22 protein-coding genes and 1 tRNA gene are annotated in these 20,868 nt (G+C 64.1%); 11 read left to right on the top strand and 12 right to left on the bottom strand.

Annotation, left to right across the window (positions count from 1 at the left end; all coding sequences use genetic code 11):
- Positions 1–4 precede the first annotated feature (4 nt).
- The 5 genes from KVX96_RS18320 to KVX96_RS18340 all read left to right on the top strand — a co-directional run bounded on the left by KVX96_RS18320 (position 5) and on the right by KVX96_RS18340 (position 4,668).
- Complete coding sequence (locus KVX96_RS18320; protein ID WP_261196261.1) at positions 5–829, top strand: ABC transporter ATP-binding protein; 825 nt, start codon at positions 5–7, stop codon at positions 827–829.
- A 16-nt stretch (positions 830–845) separates the two neighbouring features.
- Entirely contained in the window at positions 846–1,730 is an 885-nt protein-coding gene (locus KVX96_RS18325) for an FkbM family methyltransferase (protein WP_261196262.1), read from the top strand.
- 8 nt (positions 1,731–1,738) lie between these two features.
- Positions 1,739–2,953, top strand: coding sequence for a phenylacetate--CoA ligase family protein (locus tag KVX96_RS18330; RefSeq protein WP_261196263.1), 1,215 nt, complete (start codon positions 1,739–1,741; stop codon positions 2,951–2,953).
- A 256-nt stretch (positions 2,954–3,209) separates the two neighbouring features.
- Positions 3,210–3,848, top strand: coding sequence for a DUF1326 domain-containing protein (locus tag KVX96_RS18335; RefSeq protein WP_261196264.1), 639 nt, complete (start codon positions 3,210–3,212; stop codon positions 3,846–3,848).
- On the top strand, positions 3,835–4,668 hold the full coding sequence (locus tag KVX96_RS18340) for a DUF2182 domain-containing protein (RefSeq protein ID WP_261196265.1): 834 nt from the start codon (positions 3,835–3,837) through the stop codon (positions 4,666–4,668). The genes KVX96_RS18335 and KVX96_RS18340 overlap by 14 nt, the downstream gene beginning before the upstream one ends.
- A gap of 4 nt (positions 4,669–4,672) precedes the next feature.
- On the opposite strand, the gene KVX96_RS18345 is transcribed toward KVX96_RS18340, so the two are convergent.
- The 4 genes from KVX96_RS18345 to KVX96_RS18360 form a co-directional block, all read right to left on the bottom strand.
- Positions 4,673–5,119: a hypothetical protein gene (locus KVX96_RS18345; RefSeq protein WP_261196266.1), complete on the bottom strand. Its 447-nt coding sequence runs from the start codon at positions 5,117–5,119 to the stop codon at positions 4,673–4,675.
- 119 nt (positions 5,120–5,238) lie between these two features.
- Positions 5,239–5,709, bottom strand: a complete 471-nt coding sequence (locus tag KVX96_RS18350) for a GNAT family N-acetyltransferase (protein WP_261196267.1) — start codon at positions 5,707–5,709, stop codon at positions 5,239–5,241.
- A 91-nt stretch (positions 5,710–5,800) separates the two neighbouring features.
- Positions 5,801–5,926, bottom strand: a complete 126-nt coding sequence (ykgO, locus tag KVX96_RS18355) for a type B 50S ribosomal protein L36 (RefSeq protein ID WP_085868787.1) — start codon at positions 5,924–5,926, stop codon at positions 5,801–5,803.
- A gap of 68 nt (positions 5,927–5,994) precedes the next feature.
- A tRNA-Val gene (locus tag KVX96_RS18360) sits at positions 5,995–6,069 on the bottom strand.
- Positions 6,070–6,220: 151 nt separating this feature from the next.
- On the opposite strand from KVX96_RS18360, the gene KVX96_RS18365 reads away from it, so the two are divergent.
- Positions 6,221–7,084: an N-formylglutamate amidohydrolase gene (locus KVX96_RS18365; RefSeq protein ID WP_261196268.1), complete on the top strand. Its 864-nt coding sequence runs from the start codon at positions 6,221–6,223 to the stop codon at positions 7,082–7,084.
- 186 nt (positions 7,085–7,270) lie between these two features.
- On the opposite strand, the gene KVX96_RS18370 is transcribed toward KVX96_RS18365, so the two are convergent.
- The 5 genes from KVX96_RS18370 to KVX96_RS18390 all read right to left on the bottom strand — a co-directional run bounded on the left by KVX96_RS18370 (position 7,271) and on the right by KVX96_RS18390 (position 11,174).
- Positions 7,271–8,524, bottom strand: a complete 1,254-nt coding sequence (locus KVX96_RS18370) for a DNA polymerase IV (RefSeq protein ID WP_261196269.1) — start codon at positions 8,522–8,524, stop codon at positions 7,271–7,273.
- Positions 8,436–9,254, bottom strand: a complete 819-nt coding sequence (locus KVX96_RS18375; RefSeq protein ID WP_261196270.1) for a hypothetical protein — start codon at positions 9,252–9,254, stop codon at positions 8,436–8,438. The genes KVX96_RS18370 and KVX96_RS18375 overlap by 89 nt, the downstream gene beginning before the upstream one ends.
- A 128-nt stretch (positions 9,255–9,382) precedes the next feature.
- The gene (locus KVX96_RS18380) at positions 9,383–9,754 is read right to left on the bottom strand and encodes a winged helix-turn-helix transcriptional regulator (protein WP_261196271.1); all 372 of its coding nucleotides are present in this window, start codon (positions 9,752–9,754) and stop codon (positions 9,383–9,385) included.
- A gap of 396 nt (positions 9,755–10,150) precedes the next feature.
- Positions 10,151–10,846: an orotidine-5'-phosphate decarboxylase gene (gene pyrF / locus KVX96_RS18385; protein ID WP_261196272.1), complete on the bottom strand. Its 696-nt coding sequence runs from the start codon at positions 10,844–10,846 to the stop codon at positions 10,151–10,153.
- Positions 10,847–10,904: 58 nt separating this feature from the next.
- A complete protein-coding gene (locus tag KVX96_RS18390; RefSeq protein ID WP_261196273.1) occupies positions 10,905–11,174 on the bottom strand; it encodes a hypothetical protein in 270 nt (89 codons plus the stop codon).
- A 216-nt stretch (positions 11,175–11,390) separates the two neighbouring features.
- On the opposite strand from KVX96_RS18390, the gene clpB reads away from it, so the two are divergent.
- Together clpB and KVX96_RS18400 are read left to right on the top strand one after the other, a co-directional pair.
- The gene (clpB, locus tag KVX96_RS18395; RefSeq protein ID WP_261196275.1) at positions 11,391–14,006 is read left to right on the top strand and encodes an ATP-dependent chaperone ClpB; all 2,616 of its coding nucleotides are present in this window, start codon (positions 11,391–11,393) and stop codon (positions 14,004–14,006) included.
- A 70-nt stretch (positions 14,007–14,076) separates the two neighbouring features.
- Entirely contained in the window at positions 14,077–14,739 is a 663-nt protein-coding gene (locus tag KVX96_RS18400; protein ID WP_261196276.1) for an HAD family hydrolase, read from the top strand.
- A 53-nt stretch (positions 14,740–14,792) separates the two neighbouring features.
- Here KVX96_RS18400 and KVX96_RS18405 read toward each other — a convergent pair whose 3' ends face one another.
- The 3 genes from KVX96_RS18405 to KVX96_RS18415 form a co-directional block, all read right to left on the bottom strand.
- The gene (locus KVX96_RS18405; protein WP_261196278.1) at positions 14,793–15,800 is read right to left on the bottom strand and encodes a fasciclin domain-containing protein; all 1,008 of its coding nucleotides are present in this window, start codon (positions 15,798–15,800) and stop codon (positions 14,793–14,795) included.
- A 66-nt stretch (positions 15,801–15,866) separates the two neighbouring features.
- Positions 15,867–16,355 carry a fasciclin domain-containing protein gene (locus KVX96_RS18410; protein ID WP_261196280.1) on the bottom strand — a complete coding sequence of 163 codons (489 nt, stop codon included), beginning with the start codon at positions 16,353–16,355 and terminating at the stop codon, positions 15,867–15,869.
- An 84-nt stretch (positions 16,356–16,439) separates the two neighbouring features.
- Positions 16,440–16,922, bottom strand: coding sequence for a fasciclin domain-containing protein (locus KVX96_RS18415; RefSeq protein ID WP_261196282.1), 483 nt, complete (start codon positions 16,920–16,922; stop codon positions 16,440–16,442).
- 306 nt (positions 16,923–17,228) lie between these two features.
- Between KVX96_RS18415 and KVX96_RS18420 the strand changes: the two genes are divergently transcribed.
- From KVX96_RS18420 to KVX96_RS18430, 3 genes are all read left to right on the top strand, one after another.
- Positions 17,229–18,710, top strand: coding sequence for an FMN-binding glutamate synthase family protein (locus KVX96_RS18420; RefSeq protein ID WP_261196298.1), 1,482 nt, complete (start codon positions 17,229–17,231; stop codon positions 18,708–18,710).
- A 249-nt stretch (positions 18,711–18,959) separates the two neighbouring features.
- Entirely contained in the window at positions 18,960–19,616 is a 657-nt protein-coding gene (locus tag KVX96_RS18425) for a peroxiredoxin (protein WP_261196284.1), read from the top strand.
- 123 nt (positions 19,617–19,739) lie between these two features.
- Positions 19,740–20,321 carry a VOC family protein gene (locus tag KVX96_RS18430; protein WP_261196285.1) on the top strand — a complete coding sequence of 194 codons (582 nt, stop codon included), beginning with the start codon at positions 19,740–19,742 and terminating at the stop codon, positions 20,319–20,321.
- The last annotated feature ends 547 nt before the right edge of the window (positions 20,322–20,868 follow it).

Raw genomic sequence — 20,868 nt, forward strand, 5'->3', positions numbered from 1 at the left:
CGCCATGCTTGACGCCGGACGCACCCAGGAAACCCTGCTTGAGGTCAACAACATCGAGGTGATCTACAACCACGTGATCCTCGTGCTCAAAGGCGTGAGCCTGACCGTGCCAAAGGGCGGCATCACCGCGCTTTTGGGCGGAAATGGCGCGGGCAAGACAACCACGCTCAAGGCGATCAGCAACCTCTTGGCCAGCGAGCGTGGCGAGGTGACGAAGGGCAGCATCCACTACCGCGGAGATTCCGTGGCGGATTTGAACCCGGCGGACCTCGTGAAACGCGGCGTGATCCAGGTGATGGAAGGCCGCCATTGTTTCGAACACCTGACCGTCGAGGAAAACCTGCTCACCGGCGCCTATACCCGCCGCGAGGGCAAGGGTGCGATCGCGAGCGATCTGGAGATGGTCTACGATTACTTCCCGCGCCTGAAGGAACGCCGCAAATCGCAGGCGGGCTATACCTCGGGCGGGGAGCAGCAGATGGTCGCCATCGGGCGCGCGCTGATGAGCCGGCCCGAGACGATCCTGCTCGATGAGCCCAGCATGGGGCTCGCGCCGCAGCTGGTGGAGGAGATCTTCACCATCGTGCGCGATCTCAACGAGAAGGAGGGCGTCTCCTTCCTGCTGGCCGAACAGAACACCAACGTGGCGCTGCGTTTTGCCCATTACGGCTACATCCTTGAATCGGGCCGCGTGGTGATGGACGGCCCCGCCGCCGAGCTGCGCGAGAACCCGGACGTGAAAGAATTCTACCTCGGCATGTCCGATGAAGGGCGCAAGAGCTTCCGCGACGTGCGCTCCTACCGCCGCCGCAAGCGCTGGCTGAGCTGAGGCGGGAGCACAGAACGTGTCCGAACCCGAGGTCCCATCCCCCAAGCCCGCCCCTTATCCGGCCCCTCCCGGCTACGCGCTGCACCAGACGCGCTACGGCCCGATGGCGGCCTATCCGCAGGATATGTACATCGGGCGCTCGCTTGCGGCCTATGGCGAGTGGTGCCCGGCAGAGATGGCGCTGCTGTCGCAGGTGTTGAAGCCGGGCGATACGGTGGTGGATGCCGGGGCCAATATCGGGGCGCATACGGTGCCTTTCAGCCAGAAAGTCGGTCCCAATGGCACGGTTTTCGCTATCGAGATGATGCCCGAGACAGCCCGCTTGCTGGCGTTCAACACGCTGATCAACGGCTGCGACAACACCCGCATCCTGAACGCCGGCGTGGCCTCAGCCGAAGCGCGCATCGAGATGGCGCGCATCCGCACCGGAGGGGCGTTCAATTTCGGCGGGCTGTCGGTGGCACATATGCAGAAAGCCAAACCCGGGCATGGCGCCGTGTCCGTGCCGCTCTTGCCGCTCGACGACATGCTGCGCTGCACGTCGCTCGCCCTGATCAAGGCCGATGTGGAAGGCCATGAGGCCGAGCTTCTGCGCGGCGCGAAAGGGCTCATCGAGACCCACCGCCCGGTGCTTTATCTTGAGGCCGATCACCCCGAGAGCGCCGAGGTGCTGTGCGGGCTGCTCGCAGGCTTCGGCTACGCGGGTTACTGGCACAGGGCACCGCTGTTCAGCGCGGGGAACTGGAAAGAGAACCCCACGGATATCTTCGGAGACGTCACCTGCGTGAACATGCTCTGTGTGCCCGAAACGCGTGCCGTGGCCGGGCTGACCCGGGCCACGGGCCCCGAAAGCCACCCCAAATTTCGCCGCTTATCCCGGCAAGACGCAGAGGCCGAGTAGGAACGGATATGTCACATTACGATTCGCTTGAAACCCGCAGCGCCGAGGCGCGCGCCGATTGGATCGCAACGGAGCTGCCCGAGCAGATCGCCCGTGCGCAAGGCCTGCCCGGCTATGCGGCATCGCTGGCCGGGGTGAGCGCGGGTTCGGTGCTGTCGCGCGCCGATCTGGCGGGGCTGCCGGTGCTGCGCAAATCCGAGATCGGCAAGGCACAGGCCGCGCATCCGCCGCTGGGCGGTTTTGCGGCGGCAGATGCCGGGTTTGAACACATCTTCCAGTCGCCGGGGCCGATCTATGAGCCGGGCCGCTTTGGCGGGGATTGGTGGCGCATGGGGCGCTTCCTGCATGCGGTTGGCATCGGCAAGGGCGACATCGTGCAGAACTGCTTCGGCTACCACCTGACGCCCGCCGGCATGATCTTTGAAAGCGGTGCGCGGGCAGTGGGGGCGGCTGTGATCCCCGCTGGCACTGGTCAGACGGAACTGCAGGCGCGCGCCGCCCATGATATCGGGGCCACGGCCTATGCCGGCACGCCCGATTACCTGAAGCTGATCCTCGATAAGGCCGCCGAGATGGGCCTGCCGCTGAAAATCACCAAGGCTGCCGTTGGCGGCGGTGCGCTGTTTCCCTCGCTGCGGGCCGAATATGCCGAGCGCGGCATCGCCTGCCTGCAATGTTACGCCACCGCCGATCTGGGCAACATCGCCTATGAGAGCCCGGCGCAGGAGGGGATGATCGTGGATGAGGGCGTGATCGTGGAGATCGTGCGCCCCGGCACCGGCGATCCGGTGCCCGATGGCGAGGTGGGCGAGGTTGTCGTGACCACGCTGAACCCGGATTACCCGCTGATCCGCTTCGCCACGGGGGATCTCTCCGCCGTGCTGCCTGGGGAAAGCCCCTGTGGCCGCTCCAACATGCGCATCAAGGGCTGGATGGGGCGCGCGGATCAGACCACGAAGATCAAGGGCATGTTCGTGCGACCCGAGCAGGTCGCCGATCTGGTGGCCCGCCACGCCGAGGTCGCCCGCGCCCGCGTGATCGCCACGCGGGAAGGCGAGATGGACGTGATGACGGTCCAGATCGAGACCGACTCCAGCCAGCCAGACGCCTATGCCGACAGCATCCAGCAGACGCTCAAGCTCAAGGGCCGGGTGGAGATCGTCGCTCCGGGTGCGCTGCCCAACGATGGCAAGGTGATCGACGATCAGCGCGTCTACGAGTGAGCGGCGTGATTCTCTGAGGTTTTGCGGGCGTGCCGAGCCGCCTGCCACGCGATTCCGCGTGGCGGGTCAGCACCTTGGACCGCTTTGGGGCAGGGGCCTCAGAAAATGGCCGGAAATATGGTATTATCCAGCTATTCCGCCCAGACACGGGCGCACGAAGGAAATTTGAACACAAGCTGATTAGAGGCCAGGCCTGCCTGTCGCGCAGAGAGGACACCGGTGATTTTGCCGGGTGAAAGCGCGAGAGGAATTTCAAATGAAGGACTGGCGTATTCAGGGCCGGGAACTGGCCAATTGTAACTGCAACTTCGGCTGCCCCTGCCAATTCGGCGTCTTGCCGAGCGATGGCACCTGCGAGGCGGCCGTTTTCTACCAGATCGAGAAAGGCCACTACGGCGATGTGCAGCTCGACGGGCTGATGGCGGCTGGCACCTACAAATGGCCCGGTGCGATCCATGAAGGCCAGGGCGAGATGCAGCTCATCATCGACGCCCGCGCGACGCCCGAACAGGCGGCCGCGCTGGAGGCGATCATGACGGGACAGGACACCAATGAGATGGCCACCATGTGGTTCGTCTTCTCCGCCATGGCCCCCAACCGCCACCCCACACTTGCTGCGCCGATGCATGTTGAGATGGATATGGACGAGCGCAAAGGGCGCGTCGTGGTCGATGGCGTGTTCGAGATCGACGCCGTGCCGATCCCCAACATCGTGACGGGCGATCCGCATCGCATCTCGATCAACCTGCCCCATGGGTTCGAGTTCGCCCGCGCGGAGATGGCCAAGGGCAGCACGACAACGATGGGCGGGGCGATCTCGCTGGCGAAGAACTCCAGCACCCATGCGCATTTCGCCGATCTGCACCTGACGGGCACGGGCGTTGTCCGGGCCTGACGGGCAAGGCAAGGCGCAGACCGGAGGGCTGGAACGGTGGCTGATCCATGATCAGTGGATCGTGGCTGGCGCGGCGGGGCTGGCGGCGCTGCTGGCCGGGGCTTACACGGTGTTCGGTGTCGGCATGCAGATGACGGCGCTGGAGATGACGCGCATGGCGCGCCCGCTTGGTGAGCCCATGGCGATGGGGCCGGGGCAGGGCTGGACAGCGGCCTATGCGCTGCTCGTTTTCCTGATGTGGTGGGTGATGATGGTGGCGATGATGATCCCCAGCGCCGCGCCCACCTTGCTGCTCTACACCGCGCTGAAGAAACGCGGGCCGGAAGGCGCAAGGGCGCAGGCGCTCGCGGGCGTTTTCCTGCTGGGCTACCTGCTGGCCTGGGCCCTGTTCAGCGCGGTTGCGACCGGGCTGCAATGGGGGCTGACGGAAAGTGGTGTGCTCAATGGTCCGATGATGACCTTGCACGGCAAGGGGATGGCCGGGGCGATTCTGCTGCTGGCGGGGCTTTACCAGTTCACCCCGCTCAAGCGCGCTTGCCTGCGGCATTGCCGTGCCCCGGCGCAGTTCCTCGCGCAGCACCACAGGCCCGGAGCCGGTGGGGCGCTGCGGTTGGGGCTGCGCCACGGGGCTTATTGCCTTGGCTGCTGCTGGGCGTTGATGGCGCTGCTGTTCGTGGGCGGCATCATGAATCTCTGGTGGATCGTCGGGCTGGCGCTTTGGGTGATCGTCGAGAAAGCCCTGCCGGCTGGCGAGCGATTGGCGCAGCTTGGCGGCGCAGGGCTGGCGATCTGGGGGCTCTGGCTGATCTTCGCAGCCTGAGCGCTCAGGCCGCAGAGGCTTCTGTAGGCAACGGTTCCGCGCCGCGCGCGAGCATCTCGGCGGAGAGATCCCGCCCGTCCGGCAGGCGAGCCCGCCCGATCACCGTGGCGCTGCCTTGGGGGCTGCGCTCAAGGATCTCCACCTGCACCCGTTGATTGGCGCAGAGATCGCGAAGAATCTGGCGCGCGTGCCGGGACTTGCGGGTTTCGCCACCTTGCGGCGCGAGCCCTGCCAAATGCACGCGGGTCTGGCGCACGAGGAGCGTGCTGCCGTCCAGCACATGCGGCCGGCCGACCAGCGGCGCGCGGGAGGGGACCACCACCGCACCGGGCACATTGGCGGCGGTGCGCGCCGCGCGGGCCGCGCCGGGCGACAGCGCGCGGACGGTCCGGGTAAGGGAGTGGGCCCATGCATGCGGGAGGGATTGGGGCAGATGTGGCAGGTGGAACATTTCATCAATCCGGATTGATTTAAGATGTACCTGCGTCCGCAGGGCTCACGGCGCTTGCGCGTTTGGGCCAGAGTCTTTCGACATGATGCCATCCGCGGCAAGCGGGGCTATAAGCGGGGCTAAAGGAGCGGTTTCTCCATCGCCACGCGGCGCAGGGCGATCCCGGCGCGCAGGACGGTCTCGCGCTGGAGCTCGGCAAAACCTAGGGCGCGAAACGGGCCTTCGGCGGCAAGGCTTGCATGGGTGTGGAGCCGGGCGATCCCCCGCCGCCACGCCTCGGCCTCGAGCCCGGCAATCAACTGCCGGAACAGCCCGGTGCCCCGGGCGGCGGGCAGCAGAAAGGCAAGGTCGATATATCCGTCCGGTGTGAGGCTTGCGAAGCCCGCAGGCCCTGCAGGGCTATCTGCCAGCAGCACAAACTGGCTGGCGAGACGGGCCTCCCACGCGGGGCCGCTGTTTGGGGCGGGCAGCCATGCGGTGCGCGCCTCAGCCGAATAGGGGCTGGGGGTGGCGTGGATCGCGGCATACATCACCTGCCCAAGGGCCGTGAAATCCGCGGGGTCCGCCAGCCTTATCTTGTGATCCGCCATCTTTGCCTTGGCTTCGCTGTGCTACCGGCTAAAAAAGAAAAAGGCCGCCTCGGATTGCTCCGGGCGGCCCCTTCTTGTTCTGGCGTTCGCCTCAGCCCTGACGGGCTTTGAACTTGCGTTGCGTCTTGTTGATGACGTAAACGCGGCCCTTGCGACGCACGATGCGGCAGTCGCGATGGCGGTTCTTGAGCGAACGGAGAGAGTTCCGTACTTTCATAGCTTTCTCCATCTAATCGCGGCGCGCGTGCGCCTTGGGTTACAAACTCGCGTCCGAAGGTCAGGACATGGTGGGCGATACTGGGATCGAACCAGTGACCCCTTCGATGTCAACGAAGTGCTCTACCGCTGAGCTAATCGCCCGTCTGACCCGTGCAAACCATGCGCCCTAAATGAATAGGACGCGGGCGGTCCGCGTCGGTGAAGCGCTCTATATTCGGAGTCGTAGGGGGGTTCAAGGGTTTTGGAGCGAGAAAAAATGCGGCACAGTCTTTTTTACAGAAATGGAGCGCGGATGGACAAGACGGCCTACGATCTGACGGTGCCTGTGCGCAGGGATACGTCGGTGATTTTTGCCTCGCCCCACTCCGGGCGGCATTACCCCTGGGCGTTTCAGCGCAAGACAGTGCTGGACGAACGCACGCTGCGCTCCTCTGAGGATGCCTTCGTGGATGTGCTGTTTTCCAAGGCGCCGGAGTTTGGCGCGCCGCTGCTGGCGGCGCGGATGCCGCGCGCCTTCGTGGATCTGAACCGCAGCGCCGATGAGCTGGATCCTGCGGTGGTGGAAGGGGTGCGGCGCATCTCGCACAACCCGCGCATCGCTTCTGGCCTTGGGGTGATTCCCCGCGTGGTGGCGCAAGGGCGGCAGATCTACCGTGGCAAGATGCGGCTGGAGGAGGCCCACGGGCGAATCGCGGATTACTGGCGGCCTTACCATGACGCCTTACAGCAGCTTCTGAACGAAAGCCGCGCCCGCTTCGGCGAGGCGATTCTGATCGATTGCCACTCCATGCCGCATGAGGCGCTGGACGTGGTGGCGCGCCGGGGCAACCCGCGCCCGGACGTCGTGTTGGGCGACCGCTTCGGCGCGGCGGCGGATGCGGAGGTGGTGGACCGGATCGAGGAAGCCTTCGTGTCCGCCGGACTTCGGGTATCGCGCAACTCGCCCTTTGCCGGGGCCTTCGTGACCCAACACTACGGCCGCCCCTCCAGCAGGCAGCATGTGGTGCAGATCGAGATCGACCGGTCACTCTACATGAACGAGGAAATGATCCGCCCCAACGGCAATTTCCAATCCTTCCGCCGGCTGATGGGCTCTGTCACGGCGCAGATTGCGGATATGGGCCGCAGGGTGCCGCAGGAACTGGCGGCGGAATAGGGTGCATGCGGGGCAAACCCCGCATGCGAAGGAGAGCGGGGGCCAGCCCCCGCACCCCCGAGGTATTTTCAGCGAGAGGAAAAGGGTTAGCGTTTCGGATTGAACTTGAACCGCTTCTTCGCTGCCTCTCCCTTCGGTCGAACGCGAAAGGCGATGCACGAGGTCTCAGGTCAAATCCGAAACGCTTCAGCGCAGGGCGCGGCCTTTGATGATGGCATCCGTGCCGAAGCGGGCGCGGATGGCATCGGTGGCGGCTTCGGCCTTGCGGCGGGTGGCGGCACCGGGATCGAGCAGATCGCCGGAGCGATCCGCTTCCGTGGCACTTTCAAGCTGGCTGAGGCCGACGCCGATCAGCCTGTAGGGGCCCTTGTCGCCCAGCTGATCGAAGAGCTGGCGCGCGGTGCGGTAGAGCGTGTCGGCCGATTGGGTGGGCTCGCGCAGTGAGATGCGGCGGCTGAGCAGGGCGAAATTGGCGCGCTTCAGTTTGAGCGTGACGACACGGCCGGCGATGTCTTTCGCCTTGGCGCGGCTGGCGACTTTCTCGGCGAGGCGCCAGATGTGGCCGTCGAGCACGTCGGGGTTGGCGGTATCCTCAAAAAAGGTGGTCTCGTTGGAGAGGCTTTTCACCGGTGCGCGGGAAGAGACGCGGCGGCGGTCCTCGCCGCGGGCGAGGTGCCAGAGCCTTGTGCCCGAGCTGCCGAAGCGCGCGGTGAGATCTTCTTTCTCCCAGCGCAGCAGATCGGAAAAGGTGCGGATGCCGGCTTTTTCCAGCGAGGACTGGAAGGCCTGGCCCACGCCCCAGATCAGGCTCACGGGTTTGTCGCGCAGGAAGTCGGCCGTTTCGGCTTTACCGATCACCGAAAAGCCGCGCGGCTTGTCCAGATCGCTGGCGACCTTGGCGAGGAACTTATTGTGCGAAAGCCCGATCGATCCGGTGAGGCCCAGCTCGTCCTCCATGCGTTTGACGAGCCGGGCGAGCATCACGGCGGGCGGTGCGCCGTGCAGGCGTTCGGTGCCGGTGAGATCCATGAAGGCTTCGTCCAGCGAGAGCGGCTCTACCTCGGGCGTGAGTTCATCCATCATCGCGCGGATGGCGCGGGAGGCCTCCGTGTAGGCGGCCATCCGGGGCCGCACCACCACCGCCTCGGGGCAGAGCTGCAGCGCCTTGAACATCGGCATGGCCGAGCGCACGCCCTTGATGCGGGCGATGTAGCAGGCGGTTGAGACAACGCCCCGTTTGCCCCCACCGATGATCACAGGGCGATCTCGCAGCTCCGGATTGTCGCGTTTCTCCACAGAGGCGTAGAAGGCGTCGCAATCCATATGCGCGATCGTCAGGCTGGTCAGCTCCTCATGCGCGGCGATGCGCGGGCTTGCGCAGCGCGGGCACCGGGGCCCGGACGGGAATTGCGTGAGGCAGTTTCGGCAGAGCGCGGGCATAGGCCAAGGTTAGCTTGGGCCGCGAGGGCTCGCAATCCAGGTTCACCGCTTCGGGCGGGGTTTCGCGATCGTTGAGCGCGGCGAAGGCGTGGCCCTTCACCAGCCAGCACAGCCCGAAGGCCCAGACACCGATGCTTTCGATCCAGAACTGGTAGCTGTTGGCGTCCATCACCGCTTTCGTTTCGGGTGAGGAGATCCGGTAGGTGTAGAGCGCAGCCATGGCGGTGAGGATCACCGCGCCGCTGATCTTGTAGACGCGGTTGCGCAGGCCCATGCGTTCGGCGTCTGAATGGCCGTCTTCAGGGCGCTCGTAGAAGAGAAACAGGCAAAATAGCGCCATCGACAGGAAGAAGAGACCGGCGAAGACGTGGTGGATGTCACTGCCTGTTTGCATGCCCGTGGCGCATTGCACGAAGGAACAGTCGAAGGGTTTGTCGGTATGGGTGGGCACCAGCGCGAGGCCGATGGCGCCGACGCCGCCGACGCGGGAGATGCGCTTGTGGGTGATGGGGCCTGCGTCGTGGCTGTCAGGCCCCCAGGATCCCATGAGGAAGACGCCAATGGCGCAGAGCGCGCCGACGAACACATCCTGCATCGAGGTGTAGTAATAATGGCTGATCGAGGCCGCGATGCCTTCGTTCGCGGCCAGCCCGCCGGCGAGCAGCACGACGGGCAGCGCAAGGCCGATGTAGCCAAGGCTCTGCCGGATCGTGAGATAGGAGGAGATCATTCCCTGTTGGGGGCACGGTGCCTGCGAGCGCTGTGCAGGGCGACACTGGGGCGAGGTGCTGAGCATGTGTTTTTGGTTCCGATGTGGTTGGCCCGGGTTGGCGGGCATTGGCAGCGAGTGGTGCCCGGTCAGGCGGTGAGGCGGGTTCTGTCGTATTTGTCGCGCGCGGCGTGGATGTCGGGCTGGCGATCCTCGGCCCAGACCTGAAGCGGCTTGAGCGAGGGCACGAGGGACTGGCCCAGCGAGGTGAGCGCGTATTCCACTTGCGGGGGCGAAGAGGGCAGGACGGTCCGGGAAACGAGGCCGTCGCGTTCGAGGTGGCGCAGGCTGACGGAGAGCATGCGTTGGGAAATGCCGGAGATGGCATCGCGCAGGCGGTTGAAGCGTTTCTTCTCTTTCGAGAGTTCGATCAGGATCAGAAGGCTCCAGCCATCGGTGATGCGCCGCAGGATGTCGCGGGTCGCGCAGGCGCTTTCCTGAGGTTGGGGAAGGGGGTTCATTTTGGCTCTCCCTCGCGTGAGTGGGTTTCGAGGCACGCATGGTATAGTCAGTACGCATGCGTAAGTTGGTTACGATGAGTAACCTAGCAGAGAGAGGGGGAATCCGCGCACTACTTATTGGGGTGCACAGGTGAAAAAATGACTAATGCGGGAAGAGCTTGGGGCGATATTGTGGCATTAAGGCCGATTTTGTAACGTTTTGTAAAGGTTTACCGGCTTTGCTGCCCGTTTTTCCGAGCGGCGGTGCGTGGGCGCGAATCAGTGTTGGCCCGAAACGCCGCAAGGCGTCGGGCCAAATCCTGCAATATCCTAGGTTGTGCTTTGGGCGCTGATCCGGCTGCGCCTTGCCTCGCCTGACGGCCTTGGTCTGAGCCTGTGCCGTCTGGACGGTGCCGCTCAGACAGTGGCGATTTCCTGTAGCACGGCCTCGGCCGCGGCGCGGGGGTCAGGGGCCTGCCAGATTGGACGGCCCACCACGAGGTGATCCGCGCCGTCGGTGAGTGCGGCGGCCGGTGTTGCCACGCGCTTCTGATCGCCCAGAGCCGCACCAGCGGGGCGCACGCCGGGGGTGACGATCAGCTTGCCGGCCGCTTCGGGCAGGGCGCGGATCAGTTTGGCCTCGCGCGGTGAGGCGATGACGCCATCGGCCCCGGCCTCCAGCGCGCGGGCGGCGCGCTCCACGGTGATCTCCAGCACATCGCCCGGCTTGATCATGGCGGCGTCCAGATCGGCGCGGTCGAGCGAGGTGAGCACAGTCACGCCGAGGATCTTGAGATCCTTGCCAGCCGCGCCTTCCTTGGCGGCGCGCACCACATGCGGGTCGCCATGCACGGTGAGGAAATCCAGATCGAACTGTGCAAGCCCGCGCACGGCGGCCTCCACGGTGGCACCGATGTCAAACAGCTTCATGTCGAGGAAGATACGCTTGCCGTGATCCTGCTTCAGCTCGTTGGCCAGCGCCAGCCCGCCGCCGGTGAGCATGCCGAGGCCGATCTTGTAGAAGCTCACCGCATCGCCAAGCCGTTCGGCAAGGCTCAGGCCCGCCAGAGCGTTGGGCACGTCAAGGGCTACGATAAGGCGATCGTCGGACATCGGGGGCACTCCTGTGTGGGTTTGCCCCTTTTCCCTGCAAGGCGCTGTGGGGTCAAGCTCAGGCGCGCAGGCGGTCTTCGATGTCGGGGGCGAATTGCAGGGTCACGCGGCGCACATCGGGCATCCGGCGCAGGCGGGCGAGCGCGTCGGCGATCAGCAGGGCCTCCATCTCGGGCAGGGGCAGGGCTTCCGGAGCCTTGGCGCTGGCATGCAGATGCAGCATCCGCAGCGGCGCTTCGGGATCGTCCTGAATTTCAAAGACAACATGGCCGCGCTGGTAGGGGCCGTTGCGCCCACTGACAGAGACGTCGATTCGGTTGATGATCATCGCACTCACACTTTTTTACACGCGGAAAGAAATGGCCGCATCGAGCGGCCTCAGAAAGGTGAATAAATTGTAAATGTCGTCAGATTTGCGATGTGGCCATGGCGGCTGGCTTGACGTCACGCAGGTGTGATCCCACATCTGGTTCAAGGTCCACCGGTTGCCGTGCCTGCGAACAGGGCGGCGGCCAGACGGGACGCTTAGAAAAGGAGACAGCTCATGAACTTCGAAAAGTTCACCGAGCGGTCGCGGGGGTTCATTCAGGCCGCCCAGACGATCGCCATGCGGGAAAGCCACCAGCGGTTGGCACCCGAACATATACTGAAAGCATTGATGGATGATGACCAGGGGCTTGCGAGCAACCTGATCAAACGCGCGGGCGGCTCGCCCGAACGCGTGCTGGAAGCCGTCGATGCCGCTCTTGCCAAGATGCCGAAAGTGTCCGGTGATGCCGGGCAGGTCTACCTCGACAGCCAGACCGGCAAGGTGCTGGATGAGGCCGAGAAGATCGCCACCAAGGCGGGCGACAGCTACGTGACGGTGGAGCGCATTCTCACCGCGCTGGCCGTGGTGAAGAGCAAGGCCAAGGACGCGCTGGATGCCGGTGCGGTCACTGCGATGAAGCTCAACAGCGCCATCAACGATATCCGCAAGGGCCGCACCGCCGATACGGCGAGCGCCGAGGAAGGCTATGACGCGCTGAAGAAATACGCGCGTGACCTGACCGAGGCCGCCGAGGAAGGCAAGATCGATCCGATCATCGGGCGGGACGAGGAAATCCGCCGCACGATGCAGGTTCTGTCGCGCCGCACCAAGAACAACCCGGTGCTGATCGGGGAGCCGGGCGTGGGGAAAACCGCGATCGCCGAAGGGCTTGCCCTGCGCATCATCAACGGTGATGTGCCGGAATCCCTGCGCAACAAGAAGCTGATGTCGCTCGACATGGGCGCGCTTGTGGCCGGGGCCAAATACCGGGGCGAGTTCGAGGAGCGGCTGAAAGCCGTGCTCTCCGAAGTCACCAACGCGGCTGGCGAAATCATCCTCTTCATCGACGAGATGCACCAGCTCGTGGGCGCCGGCAAGACCGACGGCGCGATGGATGCGGCCAACCTCATCAAACCGGCGCTGGCGCGGGGCGAATTGCACTGCGTGGGCGCGACCACGCTCGATGAGTATCGCAAATACGTCGAGAAGGACGCAGCCCTTGCCCGGCGCTTCCAGCCCGTGCTGGTGGATGAGCCGACGGTGACGGACACGATCTCGATCCTGCGGGGCATCAAGGAGAAATACGAGCTGCACCACGGCGTGCGGATCAGCGATTCCGCCCTCGTGGCGGCGGCCACCCTGAGCCACCGCTACATCACGGATCGCTTCCTGCCCGACAAGGCCATCGACCTCGTGGATGAAGCCGCCAGCCGCCTGCGGATGGAGGTGGATTCCAAGCCCGAGGAGCTCGACGCGCTGGATCGCGAGATCCTGCAGAAGCAGATCGAGGCTGAAGCGCTGAAGAAAGAGGATGACGACGCCTCCAAGGATCGGCTCGACAAGCTCGAAAAAGAGCTCTCCGATCTGCAGGACAAATCCGCGAGCCTCACCGCCAAGTGGCAGGCCGAGCGCGACAAGCTCGCCAGCGCCCGCGACCTGAAGGAACAACTGGACCGCGCCCGTGCGGAACTGGACATCGCCAAGCGCGAAGGCAATCTCGCCAAGGCCGGCGAGCTCTCCTACGGCGTGATCCCGGAGCTGGAGCGCAAGGTGGCCGAGGCCGAAACCAGCGACGATGATGTCATGGTGGAAGAGGCCGTGCGCCCCGAGCAGATCGCTTCTGTGGTGGAGCGCTGGACGGGTATTCCGACGAGCAAGATGCTCGAAGGCGAGCGCGACAAGCTGCTGCGTATGGAAGAAGAACTGGGCAAACGGGTGATCGGGCAGAAGTCCGCCGTGCGCGCCGTCTCCAACGCCGTGCGCCGGGCCCGTGCCGGGCTGAATGATGAAGCCCGCCCGCTGGGCAGCTTCCTCTTCCTCGGGCCGACGGGTGTCGGGAAAACCGAGCTCACCAAGGCCGTGGCCGAGTTCCTGTTTGACGACGACAGCGCCATGGTGCGGATCGACATGAGCGAATTCATGGAGAAACACGCCGTGGCCCGCCTGATCGGCGCACCTCCGGGCTATGTGGGCTACGATGAAGGCGGCGTTCTGACCGAGGCCGTGCGGCGCAAGCCCTACCAGGTGGTGCTGTTTGACGAGGTCGAGAAGGCGCACCCGGATGTGTTCAACGTGCTGCTGCAAGTGCTCGATGACGGCGTTCTGACCGATGGTCAGGGCCGCACCGTGGACTTCAAGCAGACGCTGATCATCCTGACGTCCAACCTTGGCGCGCAGGCGCTGAGCCAGCTGCCCGAAGGGGCTGACAGCGGCGAAGCCAAGCGTGACGTGATGGATGCGGTCCGGGCGCATTTCCGGCCCGAGTTCCTGAACCGGCTCGACGAAACGATCATCTTCGATCGCCTCGCTCGCGCCGATATGGACGGCATCGTCGACATCCAGCTTGGACTTCTGGCCAAGCGGCTGGCGCGGCGCAACATCACGCTCACGCTGGATGAGGCGGCGAAGACATGGCTGGCCGATGAGGGCTATGATCCGGTCTTCGGTGCACGTCCGCTGAAGCGCGTGATCCAGCGCCACCTGCAGGATCCGCTGGCCGAGATGCTGCTGGCGGGCGATGTGCTCGATGGCAGCACGGTGCCGGTGAGCGCCGGAGCCGACGGGCTGATCGTGGGCGACCGCGTGGCGCCCTCGAACCGCCGCCCGCCGGAAGATGCCGTGGTGCATTGACCTGCGGGGCATGACGCGAGACTAAGAAAGCCGGGCACTCCGCCCGGCTTTTTCATGTCAGGAGTTTTGCATGACCAGAGCGGCCCTCGTGATTTTCGACTGTGACGGCGTGGTCGTGGACAGCGAACGCCCCACGCTTGCCTTTTTGCGCGATGAGCTGGCGGCCCATGGGCTCGATCTGACAGTTGCGCAGGTGACGGAGATGTTCATCGGCGGCACCATGCAGGGCGTCTTTGAAGAGGCCCGCCGCCGGGGCGCTAGCCTGCCGGACGGCTGGGTCGAAAGCTACTACCGCAGGCTCTATGCGCTGCTGGCTGAGGAGGTCGAGCCGGTGCCCGGCATCGAGACCGTGCTGGATGCTTTGGAGGCTGCGGGCGTGCCTTTCGCTATCGGCTCAAACGGGCGCGCCGAGAAGATGGTGGTCACGCTTGGGCGGACCGGCCTTGCGCCGCGCTTTGAGGGGCGCGCGTTCTCGGCGCAGGATCCGGCCCACCCCGAGCGCAAGCCCAAACCCGCGCCCGACATCTACCTCTGGATCGCTCAAAGCCTTGGCGTTGCGCCGGATCAAGCGGTCGTGGTGGAAGACAGCCCCACCGGCGCGCGCGCGGCCAAGGCGGCGGGCATGCGCTGCTACGGGTTCACCCGCGAAACACCGCAAAAGCGGATGGAAGGCATCGCGGACGTTCTCTTTGAGGATATGGCGGATCTGCCTGAACTGCTCGACCTCACATGAAAACGGCGGCACCGAAGTGCCGCCGTTCTTGATCTTAGCCCGAGTGCATTGTCTCAGAGCAGAAAATCATCCGCCGTTACATGCACACCGCCGATACCGGCGAGGTAGATGTCCACATCGCCGACTTCGATCTCGGTGCCAAAGAAGCCCGTGTCGATCTCAACCTCGGAAATATCGGACAGGCCGAAAGCGGTGAGATCGATCTTGTCCTTCCCGGCGCGGAAGCCGAGGATCGTGTCGTCGCCGTCGCCTTCCTTGAAGACGAATGTGTCCCGGCCACTGCCGCCCAGCAGCAGATCGTTGCCCGCGCCGCCTTCGATCGTGTCATTGCCCTTGCCGCCGAAGATTTTGTCATGGCCCTCTGCGCCGATCAGCAGATCATTGCCCTTTTGCCCGAACAGCAGATCATTGCCGCGCCCGCCGATGGCGACGTCATCGCCCTTGCCGGCGAAGATGAAATCCTTGCCGCCATTGCCGTCGATGAAATCATTGCCCTCGCGGGTGATGAAGCGCTCGGAGGCATCGGTGCCGATCTCGAAATCGGTTCCGTTCTGGCCGGGCTGCGGGATATCCGCCGGGATCAACACACCGTCGATCACGTGGATGATGCCGTTGTCGGCCCCAACGTTCGGCAGGATGATGGTGGGATCGGGCACGTCCGGGTCATTGTCGCCAAGCGACAGGCCGTTCACATCGAACGAGAAGCCAGACAGCGTGTCGATGCTGTCGCGGGCAAGCACTTCTGTTGAGTTAAGCGCTTCGCCTGCAACGTGATAGGTCAGCACGGTGGTGAGCAGCGGGATCGGATTGCCGCCGCCAAGCAGTGTCAGCGTGTCGACAATGTAGTTGAAAGCGGCCTCTTCGCCGGTGCCGGTGAACCCATAGGCTGCGGCGAGGCCCAGAAAAGCGTCATCTGTCGGAGCAAAAACGGTGAGATCCTGAACGGTGGCCAGCGTTCCGGCAAGGCCAGCCGCTTGCGCGGCGCGCAGCAGGATGTCGAAATCTCCGCCGTTGGTGTCGTAGTCACCGCTGGCGGCGACGATATCGGTGATCGTGTTCATGGGTGTCTCCTCCTGAAATCAAAAAAGGGCCGCGCAGGTCGCGCGGCCCCCTCGAAAGGCGCTGCATCAGGGCAGCAGCACCTTGTCGATCACATGGATCACGCCGTTGCTGGCGCGAATGTCGGCGGCTGTCACGGTGGAGGAATTGACCTTCACACCGTTGCGGCCATCCACATGCACGGATTTGCCGTTCACGGTGGTGAGCGCGCCGCGCTTGCCGGAAAGCGAAGAGGCCGGGTAGTTGCCGGCGACAACATGGTAGGTCAGCACGGCGACGAGCTGGTCCTTGTTCTCGGGCTGGAGCAGGTTTTCCACGGTGCCCGCGGGCAGGGCCGCGAAGGCCTCGTTGGTGGGGGCGAAGACGGTGAACGGCCCGTCGCCTTTCAGCGTGTCCACGAGCCCTGCGGCCGTCACGGCGGCCACGAGGGTGGAGAAATCGTCGTTGCCGGCAGCGATGTCGACGATGTCAGGGCTGCGCGGTGTGGTCGCGCAGGCAGAGAGGGCGGCAACGGCGCCAAAGGCGGCGAGGGCTTTCAGAGCGGAACGGCGTTTCATGGTGGGGCTCCCTTGGTCTTTCCAGAAGTGCTGTGTTTAGTAAGCAGGACGGGGCGCCCGGAGAGCGCCCCGCCTGATCGGTGGTTATTTCGGCAGGATCACGGCATCGATCACGTGGATCACACCGTTGGAGGCCATCACGTCGGCCTGGATCACCTTGGCGCCGTCGATCATCACGCCATCGGTGGCGTCGACCATGGCGGCGGAGCCCTGAACGGTCTCGACGTCCATTTTCTTGCCGGCGATGTCAGCGGCCATCACCTTGCCCGGGATCACGTGGTAGGTGAGCACGGCCACCAGTTGCTCTTTGTTCTCGGGCTTCAGCAGCTCTTCCACCGTGCCTGCGGGCAGGGCGGCAAAAGCGTCATCGGTGGGCGCGAAGACGGTGAACGGGCCTTCGCCCTTCAGCGTGTCAACGAGGCCAGCGGCCTGCACGGCGGCGACGAGGGTGGTGAAGCTGCCAGCGCCAACGGCAGTGTCAACGATATCCTTGCCGTGGCCATCGGCGAAGGCCGGGGCGGCGAAAGCGGTGGCGGCAGCGAAGGCGACGAAGGTTCTGCGAAACATGGTAAACTCCTGTTTGTGGTTGTTCGCGGTCGTTCAATGCAGAAGCTACGGACGCTTTCGGCAGGTGGATGAATGGGGAGGTTTAAAAATACCTGCGCGGCGCGGCTTGAAACCGCGCAGCGCGGCGCTAAGCCCACGGGTTTTCCGCTGGCCATTCAACACTTTGTGAAGAAAAATCGGTGATCCGGGCGCAAAGTGAGCCCGCGTGAGCCCGAAAGCCGTGGGCAGGCGCGTGCCCGGCCTCTAGGCTGGCCGTGTGGCCAAGCAGTCGCCACGCATCTGGAGGAAGACGGAATGTTCACTGTGATGGGCTGGGCCGCCGTGGCCCTTCAAACGCTGGCCCTGGGGTTTGTCTTCGTGATCGGCGTGGCCGTTGCGATGGTGGTGATCTTCTTCATCATCGACCGCACCCAGACAGGCGATGCGATCCGCAGGAATTACCCGGTGATCGGCCGCTTCCGGCATCTGTTCACGACGCTGGGGGAATTCTTCCGTCAGTATTTCTTTGCCATGGACCGCGAAGAGATGCCCTTCAACCGCGCGCAACGGGATTGGGTGGCCCGCGCAGCGCGCGGGGAAAGCAACACCATTGCCTTCGGTTCAACCCGCAACCTCAACGTGGTGGGCACGCCGATCTTCGTGAACGCGCCCTTCCCGCCGCTGGACGATCAATTCGCCACCACCGAACCCATGCTGATCGGCCCCGGCGCGCGGGAGCCCTATCTGGCGCCCTCGATCTTCAACATCTCGGGCATGAGCTATGGTGCCCTGTCACGCCCGGCCGTCGAGGCGCTCTCGCGCGGGGCGGCGGAGGCGGGCATCTGGCTCAACACGGGCGAGGGCGGGCTCTCACCGCATCACCTCACCGCGAACTGCGATATCGTTTTCCAGATCGGCACGGCGAAATACGGGGTGCGCAACGACGACGGCAGCCTGAACGAAGACAAGCTGCGCGCGGTGGCGGCCAACCCGCAGGTGAAGATGTTCGAGATCAAGATGGCGCAAGGCGCGAAACCCGGCAAAGGTGGCATCCTGCCCGGCGAGAAGGTGACGCCTGAAATCGCCGCGATCCGGGGCATCCCCGTGGGTGAGGCCAGCCTCTCGCCCAACCGCCATGTGGACATCGGCGACATCGACAGCTTCCTCGACATGGTGGTGCGCATCCGCGAGATCACCGGCAAGCCTGTGGGCTTCAAGACGGTGATCGGCTCCAGCGACCCTTTTCGCGATCTCTTCGCCCGCATCCTTGAGCGGGGCGAAGCTTGCGCGCCGGATTTCATGACAATCGACGGCGGGGAGGGCGGCACCGGCGCCTCCCCCATGCCGCTCATGGATCTCGTGGGCATGCCGATCCGCGAAAGCCTGCCCCGGATGACGAGCCTTTTGAACGAGATGGGCTTGCGCGGCCGCATCCGCCTGATCGCCTCCGGCAAGCTCGTAAACCCGGGCGATGTGGCTTGGGCCATCGCGGCCGGCGCGGATTTCGTGACAAACGCACGGGGCTTCATGTTCTCGATGGGCTGCATCCAGGCGCTCAAGTGCAACAAGAACACCTGCCCGACGGGCATCACGACCCATGACCCGCGCCTTCAGAAAGGCCTGGTGGTGGAGGACAAATACAAGAAAGTGGCCAATTACGCGAAGGGCATCATCAAGGATGTCGAGACCATCGCCCACTCGGTGGGCGTGGCCGAACCGCGCCAAATGCGCCGCCGCCACGTGCGCATCGTTCAGGACGACGGCACCTCCCGGCGGATGGATCATATTTTTGAAGACGTGTCCGACTGACTTTTGGCGTCGTCCTCTTTGGCCCATGAAGGAGCGGGGCTGGCTGCCCCGCACCCCGCGGATATTTTTACCAAGATGAAGGGGCCCCGCTTTGTTCTGCAAATATCTCGGGGGAGCCGCGCCCGAAGGGGGTGGCGGGGGCAGAGCCCCCAATTTGCACCGATTGCCGCTTGGCCGCTGGCTGGTGAGGTGCCTATATACGATCAGAGGCCGCGCCTTTTCGCGCGCATCACTTTGAAGGAACCCATTATGGCCCTGCGCATCAACGATACCGCCCCGGATTTCACCGCCGAAACGACCGAAGGCCAGATCAGCTTCCATGACTGGATCGGCGACGGCTACGCCATCCTGTTCAGCCACCCGAAGGATTTCACCCCGGTCTGCACGACCGAACTTGGCGCGATGGCCGGCATGGCGGGCGAGTTTGCCAAGCGCAACGCCAAGATCATCGGGATTTCCGTCGATCCCGTCGAAAACCACAACAAGTGGAAAGACGACATCGAGGCTGTGACGGGCAACAAGGTCGGCTATCCGATGATCGGCGATACCGATCTGGCCGTCGCCAAGCTTTACGACATGCTGCCCGCCAGCGAGGCCGGCACCTCCGAAGGGCGCACCCCGGCCGACAATGCCACTGTGCGCACGGTGTTCATCATCGGGCCCGACAAGAAGGTGAAGCTCTCGCTCACCTACCCGATGACCACGGGGCGCAACTTCGACGAGATCCTGCGTGCACTGGATTCGATCCAACTGACCGCGCAGCACCAAGTGGCGACGCCCGCCAACTGGAAGCATGGTGAGGATGTGATCATCACGCCTGCGGTCTCCGATGAGGATGCCACCAGCCGGTTCGGCGCCTTCGACAAGATCCTGCCCTACCTGCGCAAGACGAAACAGCCGGGCTGAACACCGCGCCCTTTGACGTCTTTTCAGGCGCCGTCCTCTCTGGGGGCGGCGCTTTTTCTTTGGCGGTTGCCGGGAGGGGAGGGCGCGTTGCTATAGTGGGGGCGGATCAAGGGAGGATCGGCCATGCAGAAGATACAGGTTCAAGGCGTTCATCACATCACGCTCACGGGGGCGGATCGGCAGACGTCCATCGATTTCTGGGAAGGGGTGCTCGGCATGCCCTTCATCTTCGACCAGCCCAATCTTGACGATCCGGACGAGGGGCATCTCTATTTCGATCCGGGCGACGGGCGGCTGATCACCGTTTTCACCAATGAGACGCGCAAGCCCGATCCCCGGCGCACGCCGATGGAGCCGGGCTGTGTCCACCATCTCGCCTTCTCTGTGGGGCTCGCCACCTTCCGTCAGGTGGCGGCGCGGCTTGAAGCGCGCGGGATCGAGCACTCCGGCCATAAGGATCGCGGCTTCATGGATTCGATCTACTTCAAGGATCCCATGGGCCTTCTGATCGAGCTGGCCTGCTACAAGTTCGAGCCGCCGGTGGGCTGCTCCCATGCCGATGTCATGATCACGGCCCACCGTCTGCGGGTGGAGCGGGGGGATTACAACATTCAGGAGGCCCATCTGGCGGATGCCATCGAGATGCTCGTGGCGCGCCGGCAGGAGAGTCTCTCGACGGATCGCGGCGCGAAGAACCCTTACTGACGGGCGCGCGCGACGCCTATTGGGCATCTCATGCAGAAAGCGACGATTAAAATCGTTTAAAAACAGATGCTTGTGAGAAATTTGACTGTTTGGGGCAAATTTCTGCGTTTTTGGTGTTGCGACTCTCTGGGGGTGTCCGTAAAAGCCCCTTCACCGGCGGCGCTGAGGCACTGACGGGGCGGCCTCGGGGCTGGGACGGAACGGACGGAAGCTTAGGTTTCTGGAAGGATTGGACCGGTTTTGGGGCTGGACTTCAGGAGATGATGACGCGGGTTGCGCCAAGGAAATGCGGCGCTTCCGGTTGATTTTGTCTCCGCGCTCTTTGACATTGATGATGACTTGAAGAGATATGTGGGCGGTTTGGTCTGTATCGACGGATCGACGTTTTGCATATCTGGTCTCTAGGGCTCTTACGGGGGTTCGATGATGAGATTTAACAGCTTCACTGTCTTGTATGTGGTTTCTGGTATCTTTTGGTACTGGAGCACGCATCAGACAGATGAGTTCATCCGGGATTAGCCTCCTGGATGAGATGTGCGAAGGTTCG

Source organism: Pseudoruegeria sp. SHC-113, from assembly GCF_025376885.1.
GTDB lineage: Bacteria > Pseudomonadota > Alphaproteobacteria > Rhodobacterales > Rhodobacteraceae > Pseudoruegeria.